This window comes from Kitasatospora sp. NPDC001664 (genome assembly GCF_053596675.1).
The window spans coordinates 500,512-520,138 of the sequence record NZ_JBSFGS010000002.1 but is presented as its reverse complement, the minus strand read 5'-3'; the positions used below and the strand labels follow the sequence as shown (position 1 = coordinate 520,138).

Genomic DNA, 19,627 nt, shown 5'->3' with positions numbered 1-19,627 from the left:
CCCAGCTCCTCGCTGCGCATGGCCTTGCCGATCACGAGGCGCTTCAGCGCCTGGGGCAGATTGAACACAGGGGCGAGAGTAGGACGCGGGGCGGATTCCCCAAAACCACGCGAGAAGCCCCTCCAATCCGGCATTTAAGCAGGTCAGAGGGGTCTCCACTACCGCTAGGGGCGCGTAAAGACGGTCGTTAAGGGATCGTCAAGATACCTGAGGCGGATCGCTGGATTCAGCCTGAACCGGCTGATATCACCGCCGGTTCGGCCTACATCCGCAGCCGGAGCCGGCACACGGCGGCGTCGGTGTGGCGGCGCAGCGCCCGGTCGATGACCGCGCCGCGCTGGTTCTGCAGGGCCCGCTCCCACAGGCGGGTGGGCTCGACCTCGGGGATCAGCACGGTGATCCGGTCGTAGACGTGCTCGGTGCCGAGCTGGTTGACGAAGTCGATCAGCGGGCGGCCCAGGCGGCGGTGGGCGTCGGAGACCTCCACCAACGGGACACCGGGGTGCCAGAGTTCCCAGTCGCGGCGCAGGGCCTCGGCGCTCTGCCGGTCCTCGGCATCCGGCACGGTGTGCACCACGGTGACGGCGAGTACCTCGTCGCCGAGGGAGAGGGCGGCGCTCAGCGCGTCCCGGGTGAGCCGGGTGATGGCGTGCACCGGGACGACCACCAGGGAGCGCTGGCGGGTGACCGCGCCGGGGATCCGGGCTTGGGCACGGTGAGCACCGGGCAGGTGGCGCGCTTGATGCAGTAGGCCGTCACCGAGGGCCGCAGTCCTCGCCGCAGCCAGCCGCCGGTGCCCGTGCCGACCACGAGCAGGCCGTCAGGGCGGTCCGCGACCCGGACCAGGACCTGGCCGGTCTCGCCGCGCAGGGCATGGGAGGTCAGCCGGACAGTGGGCGCGCCGCCGAAGGCGGTGTCGAGGGCCTCGGTCAGGCGCGCGGCGGCCCGCTCCTCCCACACCTGCAGCAGGGGCTGGCACGGTGCGAGGCGGTAACCGTGCTCGCCGCCCTGCGGGAGCCAGGCGAGGACGGCCAGCAGTTCGCGGTCGGTGCGGCGGGCCTCGGCCGCCGCCCGGTGGAGTGCAGCCAGGCTGCCGAGCGATCCGCTGACACCGACGACGATCCGCTGCTTGCGCTGCCCGTCGATGCTGTACCCGTCCATCGTGTCCGTCCTCGTGCGTTGCGCTTGGTGGCAACAGCCAAGCCCCCTCACGCCTGCCGGGGCCGCCCGTTGACACTTCCCTGACGGCCTGAGCCCGGTTCCCAACGCGTCCCTGACGGCCCGTTCACAGACCGGGGACGAACTGCACCAGCAGGTCGATGAGCTTGATGCCGAGGAAGGGCAGGACCAGGCCCCCGAGGCCGTAGAGCCGCAGGTTGCGGCCGAGCAGGTCGGAAGCCGAGGCGGGCCGGTAGCGCACACCGCGCAGCGCGAGCGGGATGAGGGCGACGATGATCAGGGCGTTGAAGATGATCGCCGAGGTGATCGCGGACTGCGGGCTGTGCAGCCCCATGATGTTGAGGTGCCCCAGGCCCGGGTAGGCGGCGGCGAACATCGCGGGGATGATCGCGAAGTACTTGGCCACGTCGTTGGCGATCGAGAAGGTGGTCAACGCCCCTCGGGTGATGAGGAGTTGCTTGCCGATCGTGACGATCTCGATCAGCTTGGTGGGGTTGGAGTCCAGGTCCACCATGTTGCCGGCCTCCTTCGCGGCAGAGGTGCCGGTGTTCATCGCCACGCCCACGTCGGCCTGGGCCAGCGCGGGGGCGTCGTTGGTGCCGTCGCCGGTCATCGCGACCAGCTTGCCGCCCTCCTGCTCCTGCCGGATGAGGGCGAGCTTGTCCTCGGGGGTGGCCTCGGCGAGGAAGTCGTCCACGCCCGCCTCCTCCGCGATCGCCTTGGCGGTCAGCGGGTTGTCACCGGTCACCATCACGGTGCGGATGCCCATCCGCCGCAGCTCCTCGAAGCGCTGCCGGATACCGTCCTTGACGATGTCCTTGAGCTGGACGACGCCCAACACCCTTGCGCCCTGCCGGTCGTGGACCGCGACCAGCAGCGGGGTCCCGCCGCCGGCGGAGATCACCCGGACGATGTCGAAGGCCTGCTGCGGCACCTGGCCGCCGCGCTCGTGCACCCAGGTCGCCACCGCCGCCGCGGCGCCCTTGCGCACCAGGATGCCGATGCCGTCCGGCCAGTTGAGGTCGACGCCGCTCATCCGGGTCTGCGCGCTGAACGGCACGAAGTCCATCCGGCCGAGCTCGCCGGGCGCGCGCTCGCGCAGCCCGTAGTGCTCCTTGGCCAGTACCACGATCGAGCGACCCTCCGGCGTCTCGTCAGCCAGGCTGGACAGCTGGGCGGCTTCGGCCAGTTGACCGCCCGCCACCCCTTCCAGGGCGACGAAACGCACCGCCTGGCGGTTGCCGAAGGTGATGGTGCCGGTCTTGTCGAGCAGTAGCACGTCCACGTCCCCGGCCGCCTCCACCGCACGCCCGGACATCGCCAGCACGTTGCGCTGCACCAGGCGGTCCATGCCGGCGATGCCGATCGCCGACAGCAGCGCGCCGATGGTGGTCGGGATCAGCGCGACCAGCAGGGCCACCAGGACGGTGGTGCTCTGTTCGGCGCCTGCGTAGACGGCCATCGGCTGGAGGGTGACCACGCTGAGGATGAACACCACGGTGAGCGAGGCCAGCAGCAGGTTCAGGGCGATCTCGTTCGGGGTCTTGCGCCGCTCGGCGCCCTCCACAAGAGCAATCATCCGGTCGATGAAGGTCAGGCCAGGCCGGGAGGTGATCCGCACGACGATCCGGTCCGAGAGCACCTTGGTGCCACCGGTGACCGCGCTGCGGTCCCCACCCGACTCCCGGATCACCGGGGCCGACTCCCCCGTGATCGCGGACTCGTCGACCGCGGCGACACCGTCCACCACGTCACCGTCGCCCGGGATCGTCTCCCCCGCCTCGACCACCACGAAGTCCTGCGGCACCAGCTGCTCGGCCGGCACCAGCTCCTCACGGAGGTTCCGCTCCCCGACCCGCCAGTGCTCCAGCCGACGGGCGGTGGTGCCGGTGCGGGCCTTGCGCAGCGAAGCGGCCTGCGCCTTGCCCCGGCCCTCGGCGACCGCCTCCGCGAGGTTGGCGAACACCACCGTCAGCCACAGCCAGGCGCTGATCAGCCAGGCGAAGACGCTGGGCGACAAGAGGGCCGACAGCGTCGTCAGCGCGGAGCCGACCTCGACCACGAACATCACCGGGTTCTTCACCATCACCCGGGGGTGCAGCTTGCGCAGCGCCTCGGGGAAGGCGGCGACCAGGTGCTTGGGATCGAACAGCCCACTGGCGGCGCGGTGCTGACGGGCCGTCGGTACGTGTGGCTTCGGAACGGTGACGGGGTCCTTCTCAGGAGCCAGGGGAGGCATGCGGCGAACCTTCGGCAGGCGGATGACCGGTAGCGAGGACCGGTGTGGGCGCGCCCAGCCAACCGCCCGGCAGCATGGGACTGCTCCCCCACTGACAGCTTCTTGACGGACCACCAGGAATCCTTGACGCGACCCTGGCACCGGAATCCGCCAGGTGCGCGGCGCGGGATCAGGGATCCGTCAGGACGCCCCGGGCCGCCACCAGGGTTTCGTCAACCGATTCCCCGGCCGGCCCACTTCGGTGGCCCACTGGGGCGATGCCCACCTCGACCTCCCTCCTGCCCGCCACCCACCTCCTCGTCGAAGAACCCGGAACGGCGGCAATCGCCGCCCATGTCGCCCGCACCGGCCACGGCGGCTGGTGGACGGACGATCCGGCTGCTCCCCGGACGGTGCTGGTGCACTGCGGCCCCGAGCGGCTCCTGCGGGGAGATCCCGGACGACTCGACCCGGCGTTCCTGGGCCGGTTCGGGCGGGGGCAGTTCACCGCTCCGGACCACTTCCTGCCGCTGCTCGGACGGATCTTCACCACCGTCACCCCGTGGGTGCGCACCGTCTACGTCCACACCCGCCCGCCCCGTCCGGTACCGCCTCACGTCGCCGACTGGGTCCGCCCGTTGGAGCCGGGCGACTCCGCGTTCCTGGACCGCTTCGCGGTCCGCTGCTCCTCCCCCGGACGGCACCCGGCCACCCCGCACTGGGCGGCGCAGACCTGGGGCGGCCACGGTGCCCTGGCGGCGGGCGGATTCGCCTGGGGCGCGTTCGTCGGCCCCTTCCCGGCCGCGCTCGCCTGCGGCTACCTGGTCGGCCGCGACCACGTGGACATCGCGGTCGCGACCGATCCGGCGTTCCGCCGGCTCGGTCTCGGCCTCGCCTGCGTGAACGCCGCCACGGCGGCCGCCCGGCGACAAGGGCTGACGCCCACCTGGGCCGCCTCCCAGGTCAACCTGGCCGGCCGCGCCGTGGCCGTGACCGCCGGTTTCCGTCCGGTGCGCAACGAGGTCGTCTACTGGGCCGGGCCACCCCGCAAGTGACCTGCCGTCATGCCCCGCCGAGCCCGGTCTCCTCCAGGTCCAGGTCCCGCTGCAGCTTACGGCGGGTGGTGGAGCTGACCCGGTGCTCGTCGTAGAGGCGGCGCAGTTCGGTGTTCTGCACGGCGATCACCTCGCGGCGCAGCTCCCGGTAGACCGCCACCTCGGAGTCGGCCCGGCCGTCGGGGTCCGCCGGCCGGTCGAGGCGGGCGGTCAGACTGCGCCGCATCCGGTCGAGCACGGTGTCGGGCACGGCCTCCAGGTCGGCGAGCTGGTCCAGGTGGCCCAGGCCGGCGCGGGTGAGGCTGTCCCGGGTGGCGCTCTCCTCGCGTTCGGTGTGCTCGGGCTCCAGGGCCAGGCCCGAGCGGTTCACCACACCCGCCAGGCTGAGTCCCTGGACGACGAGGGTGAAGACCACCACCGCGGTGGTGAGCACCAACACCAGGGTCCGCCCCGGGAGTTGGGAACCGTCATCGGCGGTGAGCGGGATCGCCAGGGCGGCGGCCAGCGGCATCACTCCCCGGGTGCCCGCCCAGGTCAGCACCGAGGCGACCCGCCACGACGGGCGCCGACGGCCGGGCCGGACGGCCACCGACAGCGGCAGCGTCCACACCACCCGCAGTCCCACCAGCACGGCGGCGATCGCCAGGGCCTGCAACGGCCACAGCCCGGAGTCCGTCGACAGATCCCGTACCAGCGTGGGCAGTTGAAGCCCGATGAGGCTGAACACCACGCTCTCCAACAGGAACACCACCACCGCGTACACGGCGTGCAGCTGCAGGCGGATCCTGGCATCGCTCAGCCGGTGGCCCGACCTGCTGAGCAGCACACCGGCGACCACCACCGCCGTCACACCGGAGGCGTGCGCCGTCTCGGCCAGCACGTACACCGCGTACGGGGTCACCAGCGCGATCACCGTCTCGAGCACCGGGTCCTCGGTGCGGCTCCGGATCAGTCTCACCAGCCAGGCGAGGCCCGCGCCCACCACACAGCCACCGCCCGCCAGCAGCACGAAGTCCCCGCCCGCGTCCGACCAGCCCACCGAACCCGCGGCCGCCGCCACCGCGACCGCCACCTTGAACAGCACCAGCGAGGTCGCGTCGTTGAACAGGCTCTCCGCCTGCACCAGCGCCTGCACCCGGCCGGGCAGCGACAGCCTGCGCCCCAGCGCGCTCACCGCGACGGGGTCGGTACTGGCCAGCACCGTGCCCAGCACGAAGGCCATCGCCGGGGTCAGCGGGGTCAGGGCGACCGCCAGGGCACCGACGGCGGCGGCCGAGGTCAGCACCAGGCCGAACGCCAGGGCGGTGACGGGCCGCCAGACCGTGCGCAGGTCACGGAGCGAGAGCTCCTCGGCGGAGGCGTAGAGCAGGGGTGGCAGCACGATCAGGCCGATGGTCTCGGGCGCGATCCGCACCGCCGGGGTGCCCGGCACCAGCGCGACCGCGAGCCCCGCGAGGACGAGCACCGACGGCGCCGGCACCCGCCATCGCCGCGCCCCGACCGCCACCGCCGTCGCCAGCACCACGAGAAGAAGTACGGTCCCCACACCATGCACCTGCGCGACCCCCGGTCACCACGTCCAGGGGCGCCGCCACGATCGTCGCGGTCCGTCCCCTCGCCGACCAGGCTTCCCGGCACACCGCCGGGCCAGCATACTGGCCGCCGCCCGCGGTCCTTCAGGGTCGCGCTCTCCCCCCAACCGCGAACCGCGCGTCCTCTCCCACCGTCCGAAGCCCTGCCCGCCGGTGCCCGATCAGTCCCCGCTCTGCTCCTGCGGGGCGCTGAGCAGGCGCTCCAGCTCGGCTCCGGCCGGGTCGTACCCCGCGTCGCAGATCCGTTGCAGCTCACGAAGGTCCGCAGCATCCACCGCTCGGCGGGTGAGGAGGAGCCCGGCGCGCGCTGATCCCTCGTCAAGTAGCCCGCTCAACTCCGCGAGGTCCCCGTCCGCGTCGGCGAGGTCGGCCAGCCGGTCCAGCGCCGCCTCGCTGCCGGCGTCGGCCAGCTCGCGCAGGGTCTCTCGGTCGGTTCCGTGGTTCGTCATGACGCCATGGTGCGGCCCTGCCCCTGGGGCGGGGTCAAGTGGGATCATGGCGAGGTGATCACCATCGGGCAGCTGGCCGGGTACGCCGGGGTGTCGGTCAAGACCGTCCGGGTGTACCACGCCAAGGGCCTGCTCCCCGAGCCCGAGCGCGATGCGTCCGGCTACCGGCGGTACACCGCGGCCGACGCCGTCGAACTGATCAAGATCCGCACCCTCGCCGAGGCCGGCGTTCCCCTCGCCCGCATCCGCGAGCTGCGGTCGGCGGGCGAGGAACGGTTCCAGCAGGAGCTGCTGAGGATCGACGACGAGCTGACCGAACGCATCGACGCCCTGTACACGACCCGGGGGCGGCTGCGGCGGCTCGCCACCGGTGATCCCTCCGCACTGCCCGCCGAGGCCGTCGCCCTGCTGGAACGCCTGGCCGGCTGGGGCTTCACCGAGCGCTGGACCGAGCTGCAACGCGACCTGTGGATCCTGGTGTTCGCCACCCAGCCCGACCACGCGCCCGCACTGCTGAACGACCAGGCCGGGAGCCTGGCCGACCCGGCCCTGCGACAGCTGTTCCTCGACTACGACCACGCGCACGACCTGGACCCGGACGACCCCCTCCTGCCGGACCTCGCCGACCGGATCGCCCAAGCCACCCGGACGCGGTACGGCACACAGGAGCCGCCGGGCCCGGACGCGGCCTCCGGCGTCACGGCCCTCGTCCAAGGGGCGGTCAACTCCTCCTCGCCGGCTTGGGAGCGGCTGGACGCCTTGATCCGCGCCCGGCTCGGCGCCTGACGAGCAGCCCCGTCAGGAAAGCGTGAAGACCCCGTCCGTGCGCGTCATCCCTGCGTCAAGGGCCCCGGCCGGGTGCGGTCGCGGAGGTGCAATGGAAGGGTCACCACCCGTCCGAGAAGAGGGAACGTCATGGACCAGGCCACCCGAGTCGTCGTCGGGGTCTGCGGGACGCTCAGCGGGCTCGCCGCCCTGCACCGCGCGGTGGCCGAGGCACGCGCACGCAACGCCGTCCTCGTCCCCGTCACCGCCTGGGAGCCGTCGGAGGCCGACGGCCTGCGCCCGCTCTCCGAGCTGGAGCACGCCGCCGCCCGGCACCTGGACCACGCCTTCGAGCAGATCTGCGGCGGCTACCCCGCAGGCATCCGCATCCACCCGGTGGTGGTCCGCGGCGAGGCCGGTCCGGCCCTGGTCGCCACCGCCGACCGGCCCGGCGACGTCCTGGTGGTCGGCACCGGCGGGCACCGCCGCCTGCAGCACGTGCTGCACGGCTCGGTCACCCGCTACTGCAAGACCCACGCCCGCTGCCGGGTGATCGTCGCCTCACCGTCGACCCTCCTGGAGAACCTGGCCCTGCCGGACCGGAACGGCGCCCCGCTTCCCTTCCTGGCCGGGGACCGCACCATCGCCGTGCCGCGCGGCATGGCCGGTGCCGGCAACTCGAACTGACGGCCCGTCGGTCCACGCACCGCCGCCCCGGGGTGGGACCGGCCTTCGGGCCGTTCGTCCCGCCCCGGGGCGGCGGTGCGTGGGCTCCCGGTGCCGGTGGCACGCGGCACCGGGAGGTTCATGGGGTCAGCGGCAGGCGCCGCGACCGTGGTTGGCCTTCTTCTTGCGGCGGGCCTTCTTCTTCCGGGCGCGCTTGGACATCGTGGTGCCTCCTGGTGGTGCGGGCGGTACGGGTGGTCTCAGGTGTGGTGGACGAGCAGGTCGGCGAGCTTGGCGATCCGGCGCTGCGAGCGGTCCTCGTGCACGGCGGCCGCGGCGGGCGCGATGTCGCCGCCGTCGTAGTACTCGCCGTTGGCCAGGCGGAAGTCGGGCAGGCAGAGCTTGACCACGGCCTTCGCGCCCTCGGCGGCGGGAGCTCCGCCCCGGCCGTAGAGCGGCATCAGGGCGGTGTCGCACAGGCCGGGGTTGACGCTCACCGAGGTGATGCCGGAACCCTCCGGCGCCATCTCCCGGGCCGCCATCGAGAGGGCGAGCTGGGACTGCGCGTAGGCCGCCACCCGGGAGTACTTCTTCGCCCGGTTGGGGTCGTTCCAGTTCATCGAGGCGGTGCGGTGCAGCGAGGAGGAGACGTTGACGATCCGCGCGGTGCCGCCGGCCGCCGCGAGCGGTGCCCGCAGCAGCTGCGAAAGCAGGTGCGCGGCAAGGAAGTTGACCTGGAGCGAGACCTCGTTGCCGTCATCGGTGAGGGTACAGCGCTCCGGGGCCATGGTGGCCGCGTTGTTGACCAGCAGATCGAGCGTCGGGAAGGCCGACACGACGGTGGCGGCGAGCACCGCGACCTCGCTCAGGCGGGTGAAGTCGGCAGCGAACATGTGGAGTTGGTCGCGGGAAGCACCGGCCGCCACCAGACGCTCGACGGCGTGCTCGCCCTCGTTGGTGGTGCGGGCGTGCACGATCACGGTGGCACCGTGCCCGGCGAGCAGGCGGGCCGTCTCCCAGCCGATGCCGGAGGAGGCTCCGGTGACCAGGGCGGTACTGGCGGACAGAACTACGTCGGACATGACCCATCCAAGGGTGACCGGCAAAACCGGGGTGCCGGAGCACGCCGAACGTGCTTGCCGGGGGCCGGAGTTGCGAGAGGGGATGCTACGGATGACCCGCCGGGTGGCGCGAGGCGCTCACACCCGTGCGGGTGGACATACGGCGCGGGCGGGCCGCCTCGGCGGCCCGCCCGCGATACGTCCGGGCGCTGGTTCCGGGGAGGGAATCGCTACCGGGCGTCGGGGACCGCGACAACTGCCAGCGCCCGCGGATGCGGCGGGCGGTCGTGGTGGCGTGTCGAGCGGTTCATGACGCCCATTCAAATCGACCGCGATCGCCCTCGCAACGACCCGCCGCCCATTCTGACACTTCCTTGACGACCATTCACCCCGGCGGGTCACCGGCCCGCCGCCGGCCGTTCCACCCGGCGCGCACGGCTCCCATCAGCTCACCCACCCGGCCCCAGTCGTCACCCATACTCCGACGGCTCCGGTCCGCCCCCCGAAAGTGAGTTCATGTTTTCCTGAATTCACCTTCCTGTGTACTCTGAGCGGGTGCTGACCCTCGCCTCCGAGATCGAGATCCTGGCGCGCTTCGGCCGCGCGCTCTCCGACCCGATCCGCTGCCGCATCCTGCTCGCCCTGCGCGACGCCCCGGCCCACCCGGCCGAGCTGGCCGAGGCGCTGGGCATCTCCCGCACCCGGCTCTCCAACCACCTTGCCTGCCTTCGGGACTGCGGCCTGGTGGTCGCCGTCCCGGTCGGCCGCCGCACGCGCTACGAGCTCGCCGATCCCCGCTTCGGTCAGGCCCTGGACAGCATCAGGACCGCGGTCGTGGCGGTCGCCTCCGAGCCCGCCTGCGCCGATGCCGCGGAGGAGGGCTGCTGCTGACCATGAGCCTCCTCTCGCTCGGCCCGTCCCCGGCCCGCCGTGACGCGCTGACCCGCCGGATACGCCTGCTGGTCGCCGCCACGATCACCTACAACGTCGTCGAGGCGGCCGTCGCCCTCACCGCCGGGACGGCCGCCTCGTCCACCGCGCTGATCGGCTTCGGCCTGGACTCGATCATCGAGGTCTCCTCCGCCGCCGCCGTGGCCTGGCAGTTCTCCGCCCGGGAGCATGCGGCCCGCGAGGCCCGCGAGAAGACCACCCTGCGGATCATCGCCCTCTCCTTCTTCGCCCTCGCCGCCTACGTCACCTTCGACTCCGTCCGGGCCCTGGCCGGCACCGGCGACGCGGAACGCTCCATCCCCGGGATCGCCCTCGCCGCCCTCTCCCTGGCGGTCATGCCATTCCTGTCCGCCGCCCAGCGCAAGGCCGGACGCGAACTCGGCTCCGCCAGCGCCGTCGCCGACTCCAAGCAGACCCTGCTCTGCACCTACCTCTCCGCCGTGCTCCTCGTCGGCCTGCTCCTCAACGCCACCCTCGGCTGGTCGTGGGCCGACCCGATCGCCGCCCTGGTCATCGCCGCCATCGCGGTCAAGGAGGGCCGCGACGCCTGGCAGGGCAAGGGGTGCTGCGCCCCTGCCCGACTCCCAGCGGCGCCTGACACCCTGTCCGACGCCTGCGGCTGCCGGCCCGGCTGTACCTGCTGCTGACCTCGGGGGCGAGACCGCGGTGCATCAGCGCGGCGCCGGCCTCGGCACGACCAGCACCGGACAGCCGGACCGGCGGACACAGTGCGAGGCCACCGAGGGCCGCAGCCCCCGCCAGATCAACCCCTCGGCTCCGGCGCCGACCACCAGCAGGTCCTCGGGCTCGCCGACCATCCGCACCAGGACCTCGCCCGCCTCACCGCGCACCACGAACGAGGACAGCCGCACACGGGAGAGCCCGACGGCGAACGCACCGTCGATCGTCCCGCGCAGCCGCTCGGCGGCGGCGTCGAGGCCCGCATCTAGCGCCGCTAGGACCGGAACGCCCCAGTGGCCCCGGCCGGTGACCGGTGGCGGCGACCATGCCAGCACCGCCACCACCACCGCGCCGGTCCGGCCCGCCTCGGCGACGGCGGTGCGCAGGGCCGCTGTGCTTCCGGGGGATCCGCTGACCCCCACCACGACGCGGCGGCAGCTCGATCGCCGCCGCAGTTCCGGCACCGTTCCCGTCATGTCGTCCTCCACCTTCCGTCGGATACGGTCCAGCCAAACGACGGGGCCGCGGCACAGGAGCGCCGTTGGCACTTCCCTGGCGACCGGCAGCCGGATCCCGACACATCCCTGACGCAGCACGTGGACCACCCCTCCGCCGCACGGTGTCAGGGCTGCGTCAGCAACTGCCCTCCGGCAGTCAATGAGGCGTCAGGAAAGCGCGGCCCTTCGAATCCCGCGCCGTAGCGTCGGACATGCTCCGGCGGGAGGCGACGCCCCGCGGCCTCCCGGACGGCTCGGCTCCCGGGCTCCGATCTGACGGCGCCTCACGAAAGCGGTGTCCCATGGCAGTTCCGTGTGTCCTTCGCGCCCGACCGCCCGCCCCGGCTGGCCGGCACGCCCGCAAGACCCTGCTGCTGCTCGCCGCCGTCACCCGGAGAATCGCCGACAGCCCGCTCGACAACACGGTCTGGCGTGCCCTGAACGCCCCCACCGTGCCACGGACCTCACCGTCGGCCACCAAGCTGGAGCAGCTCGGCCCTTGAACTGGGCACCGTGCTCGGCAGCGTCCGCACCGTCGGCGTCCACGTCGCCGGCTGGATCCACGAGACGCAGTAGGAGTGCCTCGTCTACAGCCAGCCGTTGCGGCGGAACGCCCGGAAGACGAACCCGCAGACGACGGCGATCATCAGCAGCGCGGCCGGGTAGCCGTAGGTCCACTTCAGCTCAGGCATGTGGTCGAAGTTCATGCCGTAGACCCCGACCACCATGGTGGGAATCGCCACCAGAGCGGCCCCGGCACTGATCCTGCGCATGTCCGTGTTCTGCTGCAGCGACAGCCGCGCCAAGCTCGCGGCGAGGATGCCGGTCACCAGCTCGTCGAAGGCCTGGATCCGCTCGACCGCGAGGGTGTGGTGGTCGGCGACGTCGCGCAGGTAGGCGGCCGCGGTGGCCGGCACCCGGGGCAGCGGCCGCTCCGACAGGTGCTGCAACGGCGGCCCCAGGGGCAGCACCGCCCGCTTGAACTCCAGTAGCTCACGCTTGAGTTGGTAGATCCGCCCGGCGTCGTCGGTACGCTCGGGCGAGAACACCGCCGCCTCCAGCTCCTCCACGTCCCGCTCGAAGTGGTCGGCGACGTCCAGGTAGCGGTCCACCACGTGGTCGGCCACCGCGTGCAGCACCGCGGCCGGGCCGAGCGCCAGCAGCTCGGGCGACTGCTCCAGCGTCTTGCGCACCTCGGTCAGCGGCGGGGCACTGCCGTGCCGGACCACGATCGCGAAGCCGGGCCCGGCGAAGACCATGATCTCCCCCGTGTCGACGATCTCGCTGGTCGCCGTCAGCCTGTCGTGGTCGACGTAGACGATCGTCTTCAGGACCAGGAACAGCGTGTCGTCGTAGAGCTCCAGCTTCGGGCGCTGATGGGCGCCCACGGCGTCCTCCGCCGCCAGCGGGTGCAGCGCGAACGCGGCCGCGATGTCGGCGAACCGCTCCGCCGTCGGCTCGTACAGGCCGATCCACACGAACCGCCCGGGGCGCTCCGCTATCCGTTCCAGGACCTTGGCCAGCTCCACCGGGCCGGGCAGCCGGTGCCCGTCCTCGTACAGCGCGCAGTCCACCACCGCCTGGGTACTCACCCCGGCACCGCCCCTCCGACCCGAGCCGCCCGCGCTCTCAGGGCGCCAAGCTACACCGCCCGACGAAACCGCGTGCACGTCAGAACCGGTCCGGGTACTTGATGGCCAGCACCAGGTAGCCGACCAGCAGGCCGGCCACGATCAGGCCGACGACGTTCTCCACGGTCAACGGAACCTCACACTCGAACTCGTCTCGGGCATCCACGGGAAGGCCCTCCGCCGGGAGCTGGGCTTCCCGGCGGAGGGCGGAACGGACCCTGAGGGCGCTACACGCCGATGTCGCGCACCGTCATGTCCTCCAGCGACTCGCGCCGCACCAGGACGCGCGCGTCGCCGTCGGCCACCGCCACCACGGGCGGGCGGCCGACCAGGTTGTAGCCGGAGGCCATCGACAGGTGGTACGCGCCCGCCGCCGGAACGGCGAGCAGGTCGCCCGGGTGGACGTCGGCGGGGAGCTCCACGTCGGCGGCCAGCACGTCGCCGGCCTCGCAGTGCCGCCCGACCACCGTCACCTGCCGGGGTGCGGCCGTGGTGTGACGGCCGATCAGGCGCGGGGCGTAGCGCACCCCGTAGAGGGCGGGCCGGGGGTTGTCGCTCATCCCGCCGTCGACGGCGACGAAGGTGTGGCTCCCGGTCTGCTTGACCGTCAGGACCCGGTAGACCACCACCCCGGCGGGCCCGGTCACCGCACGCCCCGGCTCCAGGGTGAGCCGCGGCACCGGCAGGCCCACCCGGGCGCACCCGTCGGCGAGTTCGGCCCGGATCCGCTGGGCCAGGGCCGGGACGTCCAGGGCCTGCTCGCCGGGCCGGTAGGCGATGGCGTGGCCGCCACCCAGGTCCAGCTGGGGCAGTTCCAGGCCGTGCTGGTCCCGGATCCGGGCCATCAGGCCGATCATCCGGCGCAGCGCCGCCTGGTAGGGCTTGACGCTGTCGATCTGCGAGCCGATGTGGCAGTGCAGGCCGACGAGTCGGAGCCCGGGTTGCTCGAGGACACGAGTGACGGCGTGCTGGGCGGATCCGTCGGTGACGGAGAGGCCGAACTTCTGATCGTCGGTGCCCGTGCGCACCGCCGCGTGACCGCCGGCCGCCACCCCGGGGACGACCCGGACCAGGACCTGCTGCCGTCGGCCGGGCGGCACCAGGGCGGCGAGGCGGGCGATCTCCGAGGTGCTGTCGATGACGATCCGCCCCACGCCGTAGGCCACGGCGGCCCGCAGGTCCTCGGGGCTCTTGGCGTTGCCGTGCATCACGATCCGCTCGGGCGGGAAGCCGGCGGCCATCGCCAGGCCCAACTCCCCCGCCGAGCAGACGTCCAGGCCCAGTCCCTCGTCCCGCACCCACTGGGCGACCGCCCGGCAGAGGAAGGCCTTGGCGGCGTAGACGACGTCGGCCTCCGGGAAGGCGCTGCGGTAGGTCCGGCAGCGGCCCCGGACCTCGCTCTCGTCCAGGACGTACACCGGGGTGCCGAACCGCTCGGCGACCGAGGCCAGCGGGACTCCGCCGACGGAGATGTCGCCGCCGGGGGCGGTGCGGGCCGAGGCCGGCCAGACGGACAGGCAGCCGTCGAGCGGCAGGACGGCAGGGGCCGGAAGGGCCGGCGCATCGGTGAGTGCCATGGTCGCCCGCTCATCCGATCAGGAGGTCGAGGGCCGGGACGGCCGCCACGGCTCCGGCGCCCCGGAGGGCACCGATCCGCTGGGGATCCCAGTGCTGCCAGGAGTCCGCGCGCTCGGGGCTCGGCGCGGCGGCGGGGGCGGAGAGCTGGGGGTCGACGGTGAGGGCGGTGACGCCCATCGGGGCGGCGAGGGCCCGCAGGGCCGGCTCGGCGAGCCTGATCCAGGGCTGCTCGGCGCCGAGCGCGGCGGTCAGCAGCAGTTCGGAGCTGAAGGCGACGGCCGTGCGGCCGCCGAGCGGAGTACGGAAGAACCGGGTGGTGCACCCCATCGGTCCCGGCCGGACGGGTACGTAGAGCGGTCCGGCCGGGACGCGTTCGAGGGGTTCGGGATCCTCGGTGTACTCGCACTGCGACATGGCTTGCTCCTTCTCGGAGGACGGGCGCCCGCCCACCACGGCGGCTGCGGGCACGGACCTGACGCTACGCCCACGGAGCACGGGCGGCGCCACCGTCCTGACGCCTGCTTGACACGGATCCCGGACTTCATGACGCGACGCTGACGACCGCCGGGCCAGGTCTCAGCGGTACTCCCGCAGGCGGGGCCGGACCCCGAGCAGGATCAGGACGAAGATTCCTGCCAGCACTGCGGCGCCGGCCGTCGCGATCCCCGTGCCGAGGTCGTCGTCGGCGTCCCGGACCGCGCGGTCGAGTGCCTGCTGATTGATCGTCAGGACCTCGCCCAGCGCATCGCTCAGCCGGATGAAGTCGGCATTGGACTGACCGGGTGCCGTACCGGTGTTGAAGGTCACCGCCTCCTTCAACCGTCCCTGGCCGCGCAGTTCGCGGATCTTCCGGTCATCGCGCTGGTAGGCCTGGAACGCCGTCAGGACCTTCTCCGCGGCGTCCTGCTCACCCGGGAAGGTGATGTTGCGCAGCTCGGCGCCCAGGAAGCCGCCGAAGGGCACGGCCGAGTGGTCCGCCCGGTGGGCGTCGGCCGCGGTGGCCAGCCGGGAGCCGTAGTCGGCCAGAGTGGCACCGTCGAGGCGGGCGAAGGCCTGGGTCTTGTCGAGGAAGCTCTGCTCGTAGGCGGCCGCGCGGGCCGGGTCAGCCAGGTAGCGGCTCTCGTCGGCGTTCATGTCGTACGCCACCGCCCGCGCCTGGCTCAGGGCGATCACCGAGTCGTAGGCGTTGCTCTTGGCCACCACCAGGTGGTGCCCCGCCCGGGTGGCCAGGCCCAGGGCGGTGGAGAGGGCGAGGACGACCAGCAGGGTGACCGCCGCCAGCGGCGGGTTGACGAGCCGTCGGAAACGCACCACGAGGACGCGCTGCAGGGCGGCCAGCGACACCAGGGCGGTCAGTCCGGTGGCCAGCAGCCACCACCGGTCGGCGGCCAGCGCCCCGCGCTGCTCGGTGTAGGTCCGGTCGACGGTGGCGGCGTTGGCCGCGGTCACCTGCCCGGCGGCGGGGAGCAGCTCCTGCCGGAGCAGGTCGGTGGCCTGACGGTAGGCCTCCAGGGTCTCGGCCGAGGGCTGGCCCGCCGGTGCCCCCGCCTGGTCTGCCAGCAGCTGGGCCCTGGCCACCAGTGCTTCGTAGCGGCCGAGTTCGCCGAGCACCGTCCGTACGGCGAGCTGCCCGGCCGGGTCGGCGACGGCGGCTTCGGCGGCGCGCTGGAGGTCCTCGTCGGCCTGGGTGCGGCGCTGCTCGTAGGTGTCCAGGGTCTGGCGGCGCAGGGCGGTGTAGTCGGGGTCCGCGCCGATCAGCAGCAGGTTGGCGGCCTGGGCGTCCATGTCGCTGAGGGCGAAGGAGAGGTCGGCCGCCCGGACCGCCTGCGGGGCGGCCCGGCGTCCGATGGTGTCGATGCCGCCCCGGCTGCCGGCGAGCACGGTGGCCGCCGCCGCGGCGAGGGCCAGCACGGCCACCAGGCACAGTGCGGTGAGCGCCCGGAGCAACCGGGGGGTGTTCCACCACGAGGCGGTCAGCGCGGAACTCCACCTCGCCCGGACCGCCGGCCCGGGTGCGGCCGGTCCAGGTACAGTCGGCCCGAAGGCAACCGTTCTCGACCGCTGCCGGACGACCGCTCCGAGCTGTTCCCCCACTGCCACGACCGCTCGCCCTCTCCCCCACCGGCCGATCACCGGAGCGGGATCGCCTGCCCGCAGACGCTAGGAGCGCACGGCCCGGTCGCAGCCGTCCCTGACGCGCCCTTGACGCACCACGGCGGATTCCTGACGCATCGTTGGCACCGAAGCCCTTCCGAACGACCGAGGGCGCGGCAGGGGGTCGGGCTGTGCTTCGGAACCACCACCCCCGGCGATCCCGATCCCCGCACAGCCGGCACCCGTTGCCGCGCCCTCTCCTCATCACCAGGCCATCGCCGGTGTTCCGGTGGGAATCCCCACCGGTGCGCGGAGCGGAAGCGTCCCCCCACGGACCGCTCCTGCTCCCTCGGTGACGAGACTAGGCACCGGAGGGACCGACTCCAATCTCCCTGACGCCTTCTTGGCACTGGCCCGGCCCATCTTGACGCCCCGTTGGCACCGACCTGCTCAGCCGGCCCGCCCGACCGTCCACCGAGGTCAGTCCAGGTACCCCATCGAGATCCGGCAGTGCCCGCCGACCCGCCGGCGGCTCTCCTCGGAGGTGTCCTCCGGGCGTTCCCTCGTGAAGGCGTCGGTGTCCATAGGCCGCTGGAGGAAACCACCCGGCCTCGTCAGGGCCGGGAGCCAGCCGGCTGCGGGACGTACGGAGGTGGTGCCGTTGGCCGGGGCGGCCACCTGCAGAGCGCTGCTCATGTCCTTCTGCTTCCTCGGAGTTGGTGGTCCGGTGCGGCACACCGCACCGGACACTTCATCAGCCCTCGGGCTCGGCGACCCGTCGAGCAGAGGTCTGTCCTATCCAGTGGACGCCCCAACCGGCCGCACCGCACCGGCCGTTGACGCAGCGCTAACGCCCCCCTCACCCGTCTTGACGCATCCCTCGCCCGACCGGCCCGGTCCGTTGCCCCGCAGCACCAGCGGCTCCTGCCCTTTGAGGCCGAGCGGATATGAGCGGCGTAAAGATCGCCGGGCGGGCGGCCCGAGCGGTGCCATCGTGATCCCCGGCAGTCAGGACCCGAACAGAACGCTGTTCCCTGGCCGAGCAGAAAGATGGATCTGACGTGGGATTCCTCCACCTGAAACGCACCCTCGCGACAGGCCTCGCCGCCGTGGCCCTGGCCTCCGGCCTGACCGTGCAGGCCCAGGCCGCAACGGCCGCCGGCATGCCGGTCGACAAGACCTGCGGCACCCCCGCCGTCCCCGGCGGCGGCAACTGCATGACCTCGCTGATCAGCGCGGGCTTCGACATGATCAAGGGCTTCCGCAACGCCGCGAACAACAACAAGCTCGACAACGCGCAGTTCACCCAGAACACCGCCACCGAGCTCAGCAAGAAGTTCCCCGGATTCAACGTCCTGGTGTTCAAGACCGTCGGCACCGACCTCTACGAGACCGAGTGGTTCAAGAACGAGTACAAGGAGGACATGAAGGGGGTGCTGATCGACACCACCTTCAAGCTCAACCACTTCATGGACAAGGAGCAGAAGGACCCCAGCGGCTACGACAAGTTCCGGATCTGGGTCTTCCAGGGCGACTCCACCTTCCGCAACCGCGGCGACGGCGGATTCATGAACTGGGCGTTCATCGGCCAGGACTCCGACACCGTCAAGAAGGAGCCCTGGACCTGCCGGATGGGCACCGCCCGCCCGTACAAGTGCGACGGTGACGTACGCACGCTGCACTTCCCGGCCCGGGCCGGCGTCGGTAGCCGGACCGGCAGCCTCACCCCCGACTCCGCCGCGCCAGCCGGCTACCACGCCTGTCTGGACGTCAGCGGCAACAGCGCTGCCAACGGCACCTCCGTGCAGATGTGGGAGTGCAACGGCGGCGACGCCCAGCGCTGGACCTACAACGGCTACAAGCTCCGCGCCGCCAACGGCAAATGCCTCGACCTCGCCGACAACCGGGCCGCCAACGGCACCAAGCTCCAGGTCTGGGACTGCCTCGAAATCCCCGGCCAGCGCTGGTACATGTCGCCCAGCGGCGGCTTCCGCCACCTGACCGACCTCAACGACCGCTCCCAGGACGTCTGCATCGACGACTTCAGCGGCGCCACCGCCAACGGCAGCGCCGTCACCGCCTGGGCCTGCGGCTCCGAGGACCGGCGCGACGCCCCCAACCAGAACTGGGCCTGGGGCGGCACCCCGCCCACCACCAACCCCACCACCCCGCCCGGCAACGGCGCCGACGTCATCCTCAAGCTGGACAACGGCCTCGGCGCCGTCCCGGTCGGCGGCGCGGCCGGCTCGGCCGTGGTCCCCGGCCTCCGCGGCGGCAACGAGTCCAAGTGGAAGCTCACCTCCGTCGGCGGCGGCCGCTACCGGATCACCAGCGCCTACGGCCTCGAACTCACCGAGAGCGGCGGCTACATGGCCGAGCTCCAGCCCTGGAGCAACTCCTCCAAGCAGAAGTGGGAGCTGAACCCGGTCAGCACCGGCCGCTATCAGATCCGGATCTCCTCCGACGACTGCCTGGCCCACAGCTCCGACTTCAAGCAGCTCGGCGTCTGGACCTGTGAGCGCGGCTGGAAGCAGGAGTGGGTCCTGGAGTCCGCCAACGGCGGCGGCGTGATCGTCCCCGGTGGCGGTGGCGGTGGCGGTGGCGGTGGCGGTTCGAGCATCCCGACCGAGCGGCCGATGTTCATCAGGCTCGACAACGGCCTGGGCGCCACCGCCCCGAACGAGACGGCGAGTTGGGGCGCCCCCGTGCTCGGCGGGATCGTCGGCGCCAAGGGCTCCACCTGGACGGTCAAGTCCCTCGGCGGCGACCGCTACCGGATCGTCAACGACCTCGGCTACAACCTCACCGAGAACCCCGACACCTACCTCGCCGAGCAGCAGGCCTGGGGCGACACCTCCAACCAGAAGTGGCAGTTCAAGAGCGTCGGCAACGGCAAGTACCAGATCCAGATCTCCGACGACGACTGCCTCACCCACGACTCCGACCACAAGCAGCTCGGCGTCTGGACCTGTGAGGGCGGCTGGAAGCAGGAGTGGTCCCTCCAACTCCGCTGACCCACCACCGGACTGCTCCCGCCCCCTATCCCACGTGAACCCGAGGGCGGCGGGAGCGGTCCGGTTCAGCCTCGCGGAGGACCTCGCGGGTGACCGGGGCGACCTCGCCCTGCTGCGAGTCCGCTGCACCCACGGCACCGCTCCGTCCACGCAGCCGTGCGCCACCGGATCCGGTGGCGCACCGTCAGGCCAGATG

At 72.4% G+C, this 19,627-nt stretch carries 21 protein-coding genes; 7 read left to right on the top strand and 14 right to left on the bottom strand.

The window, feature by feature from the left end; genetic code table 11:
- Nucleotides 1-262 precede the first annotated feature (262 nt).
- The 3 genes from ACWCYY_RS04790 to kdpB form a co-directional block, all read right to left on the bottom strand.
- Nucleotides 263-655 carry a hypothetical protein gene (locus ACWCYY_RS04790; RefSeq protein ID WP_345285285.1) on the bottom strand — a complete coding sequence of 131 codons (393 nt, stop codon included), beginning with the start codon at nt 653-655 and terminating at the stop codon, nt 263-265.
- Entirely contained in the window at nt 619-1,161 is a 543-nt protein-coding gene (locus ACWCYY_RS04785) for a universal stress protein (protein WP_449795114.1), read from the bottom strand. Before ACWCYY_RS04785 ends, ACWCYY_RS04790 begins: the two co-directional genes overlap by 37 nt.
- Nucleotides 1,162-1,285: 124 nt before the next feature.
- On the bottom strand, nt 1,286-3,418 hold the full coding sequence (gene kdpB / locus ACWCYY_RS04780) for a potassium-transporting ATPase subunit KdpB (RefSeq protein ID WP_449795113.1): 2,133 nt from the start codon (nt 3,416-3,418) through the stop codon (nt 1,286-1,288).
- A gap of 257 nt (nt 3,419-3,675) precedes the next feature.
- Here kdpB and ACWCYY_RS04775 point away from each other — a divergent pair, with 257 nt between their 5' ends.
- Entirely contained in the window at nt 3,676-4,452 is a 777-nt protein-coding gene (locus ACWCYY_RS04775) for a GNAT family N-acetyltransferase (RefSeq protein WP_449795112.1), read from the top strand.
- 7 nt (nt 4,453-4,459) lie between these two features.
- On the opposite strand, the gene ACWCYY_RS04770 is transcribed toward ACWCYY_RS04775, so the two are convergent.
- Both ACWCYY_RS04770 and ACWCYY_RS04765 read right to left on the bottom strand, forming a co-directional pair.
- The gene (locus ACWCYY_RS04770; RefSeq protein ID WP_449795111.1) at nt 4,460-6,007 is read right to left on the bottom strand and encodes a Na+/H+ antiporter; all 1,548 of its coding nucleotides are present in this window, start codon (nt 6,005-6,007) and stop codon (nt 4,460-4,462) included.
- 198 nt (nt 6,008-6,205) lie between these two features.
- Complete coding sequence (locus ACWCYY_RS04765) at nt 6,206-6,493, bottom strand: hypothetical protein (protein WP_345285293.1); 288 nt, start codon at nt 6,491-6,493, stop codon at nt 6,206-6,208.
- Nucleotides 6,494-6,547: 54 nt separating this feature from the next.
- Here ACWCYY_RS04765 and ACWCYY_RS04760 point away from each other — a divergent pair, with 54 nt between their 5' ends.
- Nucleotides 6,548-7,279: a MerR family transcriptional regulator gene (locus ACWCYY_RS04760; RefSeq protein ID WP_449795110.1), complete on the top strand. Its 732-nt coding sequence runs from the start codon at nt 6,548-6,550 to the stop codon at nt 7,277-7,279.
- A gap of 129 nt (nt 7,280-7,408) precedes the next feature.
- Entirely contained in the window at nt 7,409-7,945 is a 537-nt protein-coding gene (locus tag ACWCYY_RS04755; protein WP_449795109.1) for a universal stress protein, read from the top strand.
- Nucleotides 7,946-8,071: 126 nt separating this feature from the next.
- On the opposite strand, the gene ACWCYY_RS04750 is transcribed toward ACWCYY_RS04755, so the two are convergent.
- Both ACWCYY_RS04750 and ACWCYY_RS04745 read right to left on the bottom strand, forming a co-directional pair.
- Entirely contained in the window at nt 8,072-8,146 is a 75-nt protein-coding gene (locus ACWCYY_RS04750) for a 50S ribosomal protein bL37 (protein WP_380150481.1), read from the bottom strand.
- 38 nt (nt 8,147-8,184) lie between these two features.
- Nucleotides 8,185-9,006: an SDR family NAD(P)-dependent oxidoreductase gene (locus tag ACWCYY_RS04745; RefSeq protein ID WP_449795108.1), complete on the bottom strand. Its 822-nt coding sequence runs from the start codon at nt 9,004-9,006 to the stop codon at nt 8,185-8,187.
- Nucleotides 9,007-9,540: 534 nt separating this feature from the next.
- On the opposite strand from ACWCYY_RS04745, the gene ACWCYY_RS04740 reads away from it, so the two are divergent.
- Together ACWCYY_RS04740 and ACWCYY_RS04735 are read left to right on the top strand one after the other, a co-directional pair.
- Nucleotides 9,541-9,876 (top strand): ArsR/SmtB family transcription factor, encoded by a 336-nt coding sequence (locus ACWCYY_RS04740; RefSeq protein WP_449795107.1) that lies wholly within the window; start codon nt 9,541-9,543, stop codon nt 9,874-9,876.
- A 2-nt stretch (nt 9,877-9,878) separates the two neighbouring features.
- Nucleotides 9,879-10,583: a cation transporter gene (locus tag ACWCYY_RS04735; protein ID WP_449795106.1), complete on the top strand. Its 705-nt coding sequence runs from the start codon at nt 9,879-9,881 to the stop codon at nt 10,581-10,583.
- Between the two features lie 24 nt (nt 10,584-10,607).
- On the opposite strand, the gene ACWCYY_RS04730 is transcribed toward ACWCYY_RS04735, so the two are convergent.
- Nucleotides 10,608-11,093 (bottom strand): universal stress protein, encoded by a 486-nt coding sequence (locus ACWCYY_RS04730; RefSeq protein WP_449795105.1) that lies wholly within the window; start codon nt 11,091-11,093, stop codon nt 10,608-10,610.
- Between the two features lie 323 nt (nt 11,094-11,416).
- Here ACWCYY_RS04730 and ACWCYY_RS04725 point away from each other — a divergent pair, with 323 nt between their 5' ends.
- Complete coding sequence (locus ACWCYY_RS04725) at nt 11,417-11,617, top strand: hypothetical protein (protein WP_449795104.1); 201 nt, start codon at nt 11,417-11,419, stop codon at nt 11,615-11,617.
- A gap of 84 nt (nt 11,618-11,701) precedes the next feature.
- Here ACWCYY_RS04725 and ACWCYY_RS04720 read toward each other — a convergent pair whose 3' ends face one another.
- From ACWCYY_RS04720 to ACWCYY_RS04695, 6 genes are all read right to left on the bottom strand, one after another.
- Nucleotides 11,702-12,706, bottom strand: a complete 1,005-nt coding sequence (locus ACWCYY_RS04720; RefSeq protein WP_449795103.1) for a magnesium and cobalt transport protein CorA — start codon at nt 12,704-12,706, stop codon at nt 11,702-11,704.
- A 79-nt stretch (nt 12,707-12,785) separates the two neighbouring features.
- Nucleotides 12,786-12,875 (bottom strand): potassium-transporting ATPase subunit F, encoded by a 90-nt coding sequence (locus ACWCYY_RS04715; RefSeq protein WP_345285313.1) that lies wholly within the window; start codon nt 12,873-12,875, stop codon nt 12,786-12,788.
- A gap of 97 nt (nt 12,876-12,972) precedes the next feature.
- On the bottom strand, nt 12,973-14,322 hold the full coding sequence (lysA, locus tag ACWCYY_RS04710; protein WP_449795102.1) for a diaminopimelate decarboxylase: 1,350 nt from the start codon (nt 14,320-14,322) through the stop codon (nt 12,973-12,975).
- A 10-nt stretch (nt 14,323-14,332) separates the two neighbouring features.
- Nucleotides 14,333-14,737: an SAV_915 family protein gene (locus tag ACWCYY_RS04705; protein WP_345285317.1), complete on the bottom strand. Its 405-nt coding sequence runs from the start codon at nt 14,735-14,737 to the stop codon at nt 14,333-14,335.
- Nucleotides 14,738-14,899: 162 nt separating this feature from the next.
- Nucleotides 14,900-16,270, bottom strand: coding sequence for a hypothetical protein (locus tag ACWCYY_RS04700; protein WP_449795101.1), 1,371 nt, complete (start codon nt 16,268-16,270; stop codon nt 14,900-14,902).
- Nucleotides 16,271-16,897: 627 nt separating this feature from the next.
- Nucleotides 16,898-17,113, bottom strand: coding sequence for a hypothetical protein (locus ACWCYY_RS04695; RefSeq protein WP_345285321.1), 216 nt, complete (start codon nt 17,111-17,113; stop codon nt 16,898-16,900).
- A 365-nt stretch (nt 17,114-17,478) separates the two neighbouring features.
- Between ACWCYY_RS04695 and ACWCYY_RS04690 the strand changes: the two genes are divergently transcribed.
- Entirely contained in the window at nt 17,479-19,431 is a 1,953-nt protein-coding gene (locus ACWCYY_RS04690; protein WP_449795100.1) for an RICIN domain-containing protein, read from the top strand.
- The last annotated feature ends 196 nt before the right edge of the window (nt 19,432-19,627 follow it).

What these genes read in the sequence shown, in the direction of transcription:
- ACWCYY_RS04765 (WP_345285293.1), bottom strand. Translation starts at nt 6,493, where the DNA reads ATGACGAACCACGGAACCGACCGAGAGACCCTGCGCGAGCTGGCCGAC.
- ACWCYY_RS04695 (WP_345285321.1), bottom strand. Translation starts at nt 17,113, where the DNA reads ATGAGCAGCGCTCTGCAGGTGGCCGCCCCGGCCAACGGCACCACCTCC.
- ACWCYY_RS04775 (WP_449795112.1), top strand. Translation starts at nt 3,676, where the DNA reads ATGCCCACCTCGACCTCCCTCCTGCCCGCCACCCACCTCCTCGTCGAA.
- ACWCYY_RS04705 (WP_345285317.1), bottom strand. Translation starts at nt 14,737, where the DNA reads ATGTCGCAGTGCGAGTACACCGAGGATCCCGAACCCCTCGAACGCGTC.
- ACWCYY_RS04735 (WP_449795106.1), top strand. Translation starts at nt 9,879, where the DNA reads ATGAGCCTCCTCTCGCTCGGCCCGTCCCCGGCCCGCCGTGACGCGCTG.
- ACWCYY_RS04755 (WP_449795109.1), top strand. Translation starts at nt 7,409, where the DNA reads ATGGACCAGGCCACCCGAGTCGTCGTCGGGGTCTGCGGGACGCTCAGC.
- ACWCYY_RS04785 (WP_449795114.1), bottom strand. Translation starts at nt 1,161, where the DNA reads ATGGACGGGTACAGCATCGACGGGCAGCGCAAGCAGCGGATCGTCGTC.
- lysA (WP_449795102.1), bottom strand. Translation starts at nt 14,322, where the DNA reads ATGGCACTCACCGATGCGCCGGCCCTTCCGGCCCCTGCCGTCCTGCCG.
- ACWCYY_RS04725 (WP_449795104.1), top strand. Translation starts at nt 11,417, where the DNA reads ATGGCAGTTCCGTGTGTCCTTCGCGCCCGACCGCCCGCCCCGGCTGGC.
- ACWCYY_RS04730 (WP_449795105.1), bottom strand. Translation starts at nt 11,093, where the DNA reads ATGACGGGAACGGTGCCGGAACTGCGGCGGCGATCGAGCTGCCGCCGC.
- kdpB (WP_449795113.1), bottom strand. Translation starts at nt 3,418, where the DNA reads ATGCCTCCCCTGGCTCCTGAGAAGGACCCCGTCACCGTTCCGAAGCCA.
- ACWCYY_RS04745 (WP_449795108.1), bottom strand. Translation starts at nt 9,006, where the DNA reads ATGTCCGACGTAGTTCTGTCCGCCAGTACCGCCCTGGTCACCGGAGCC.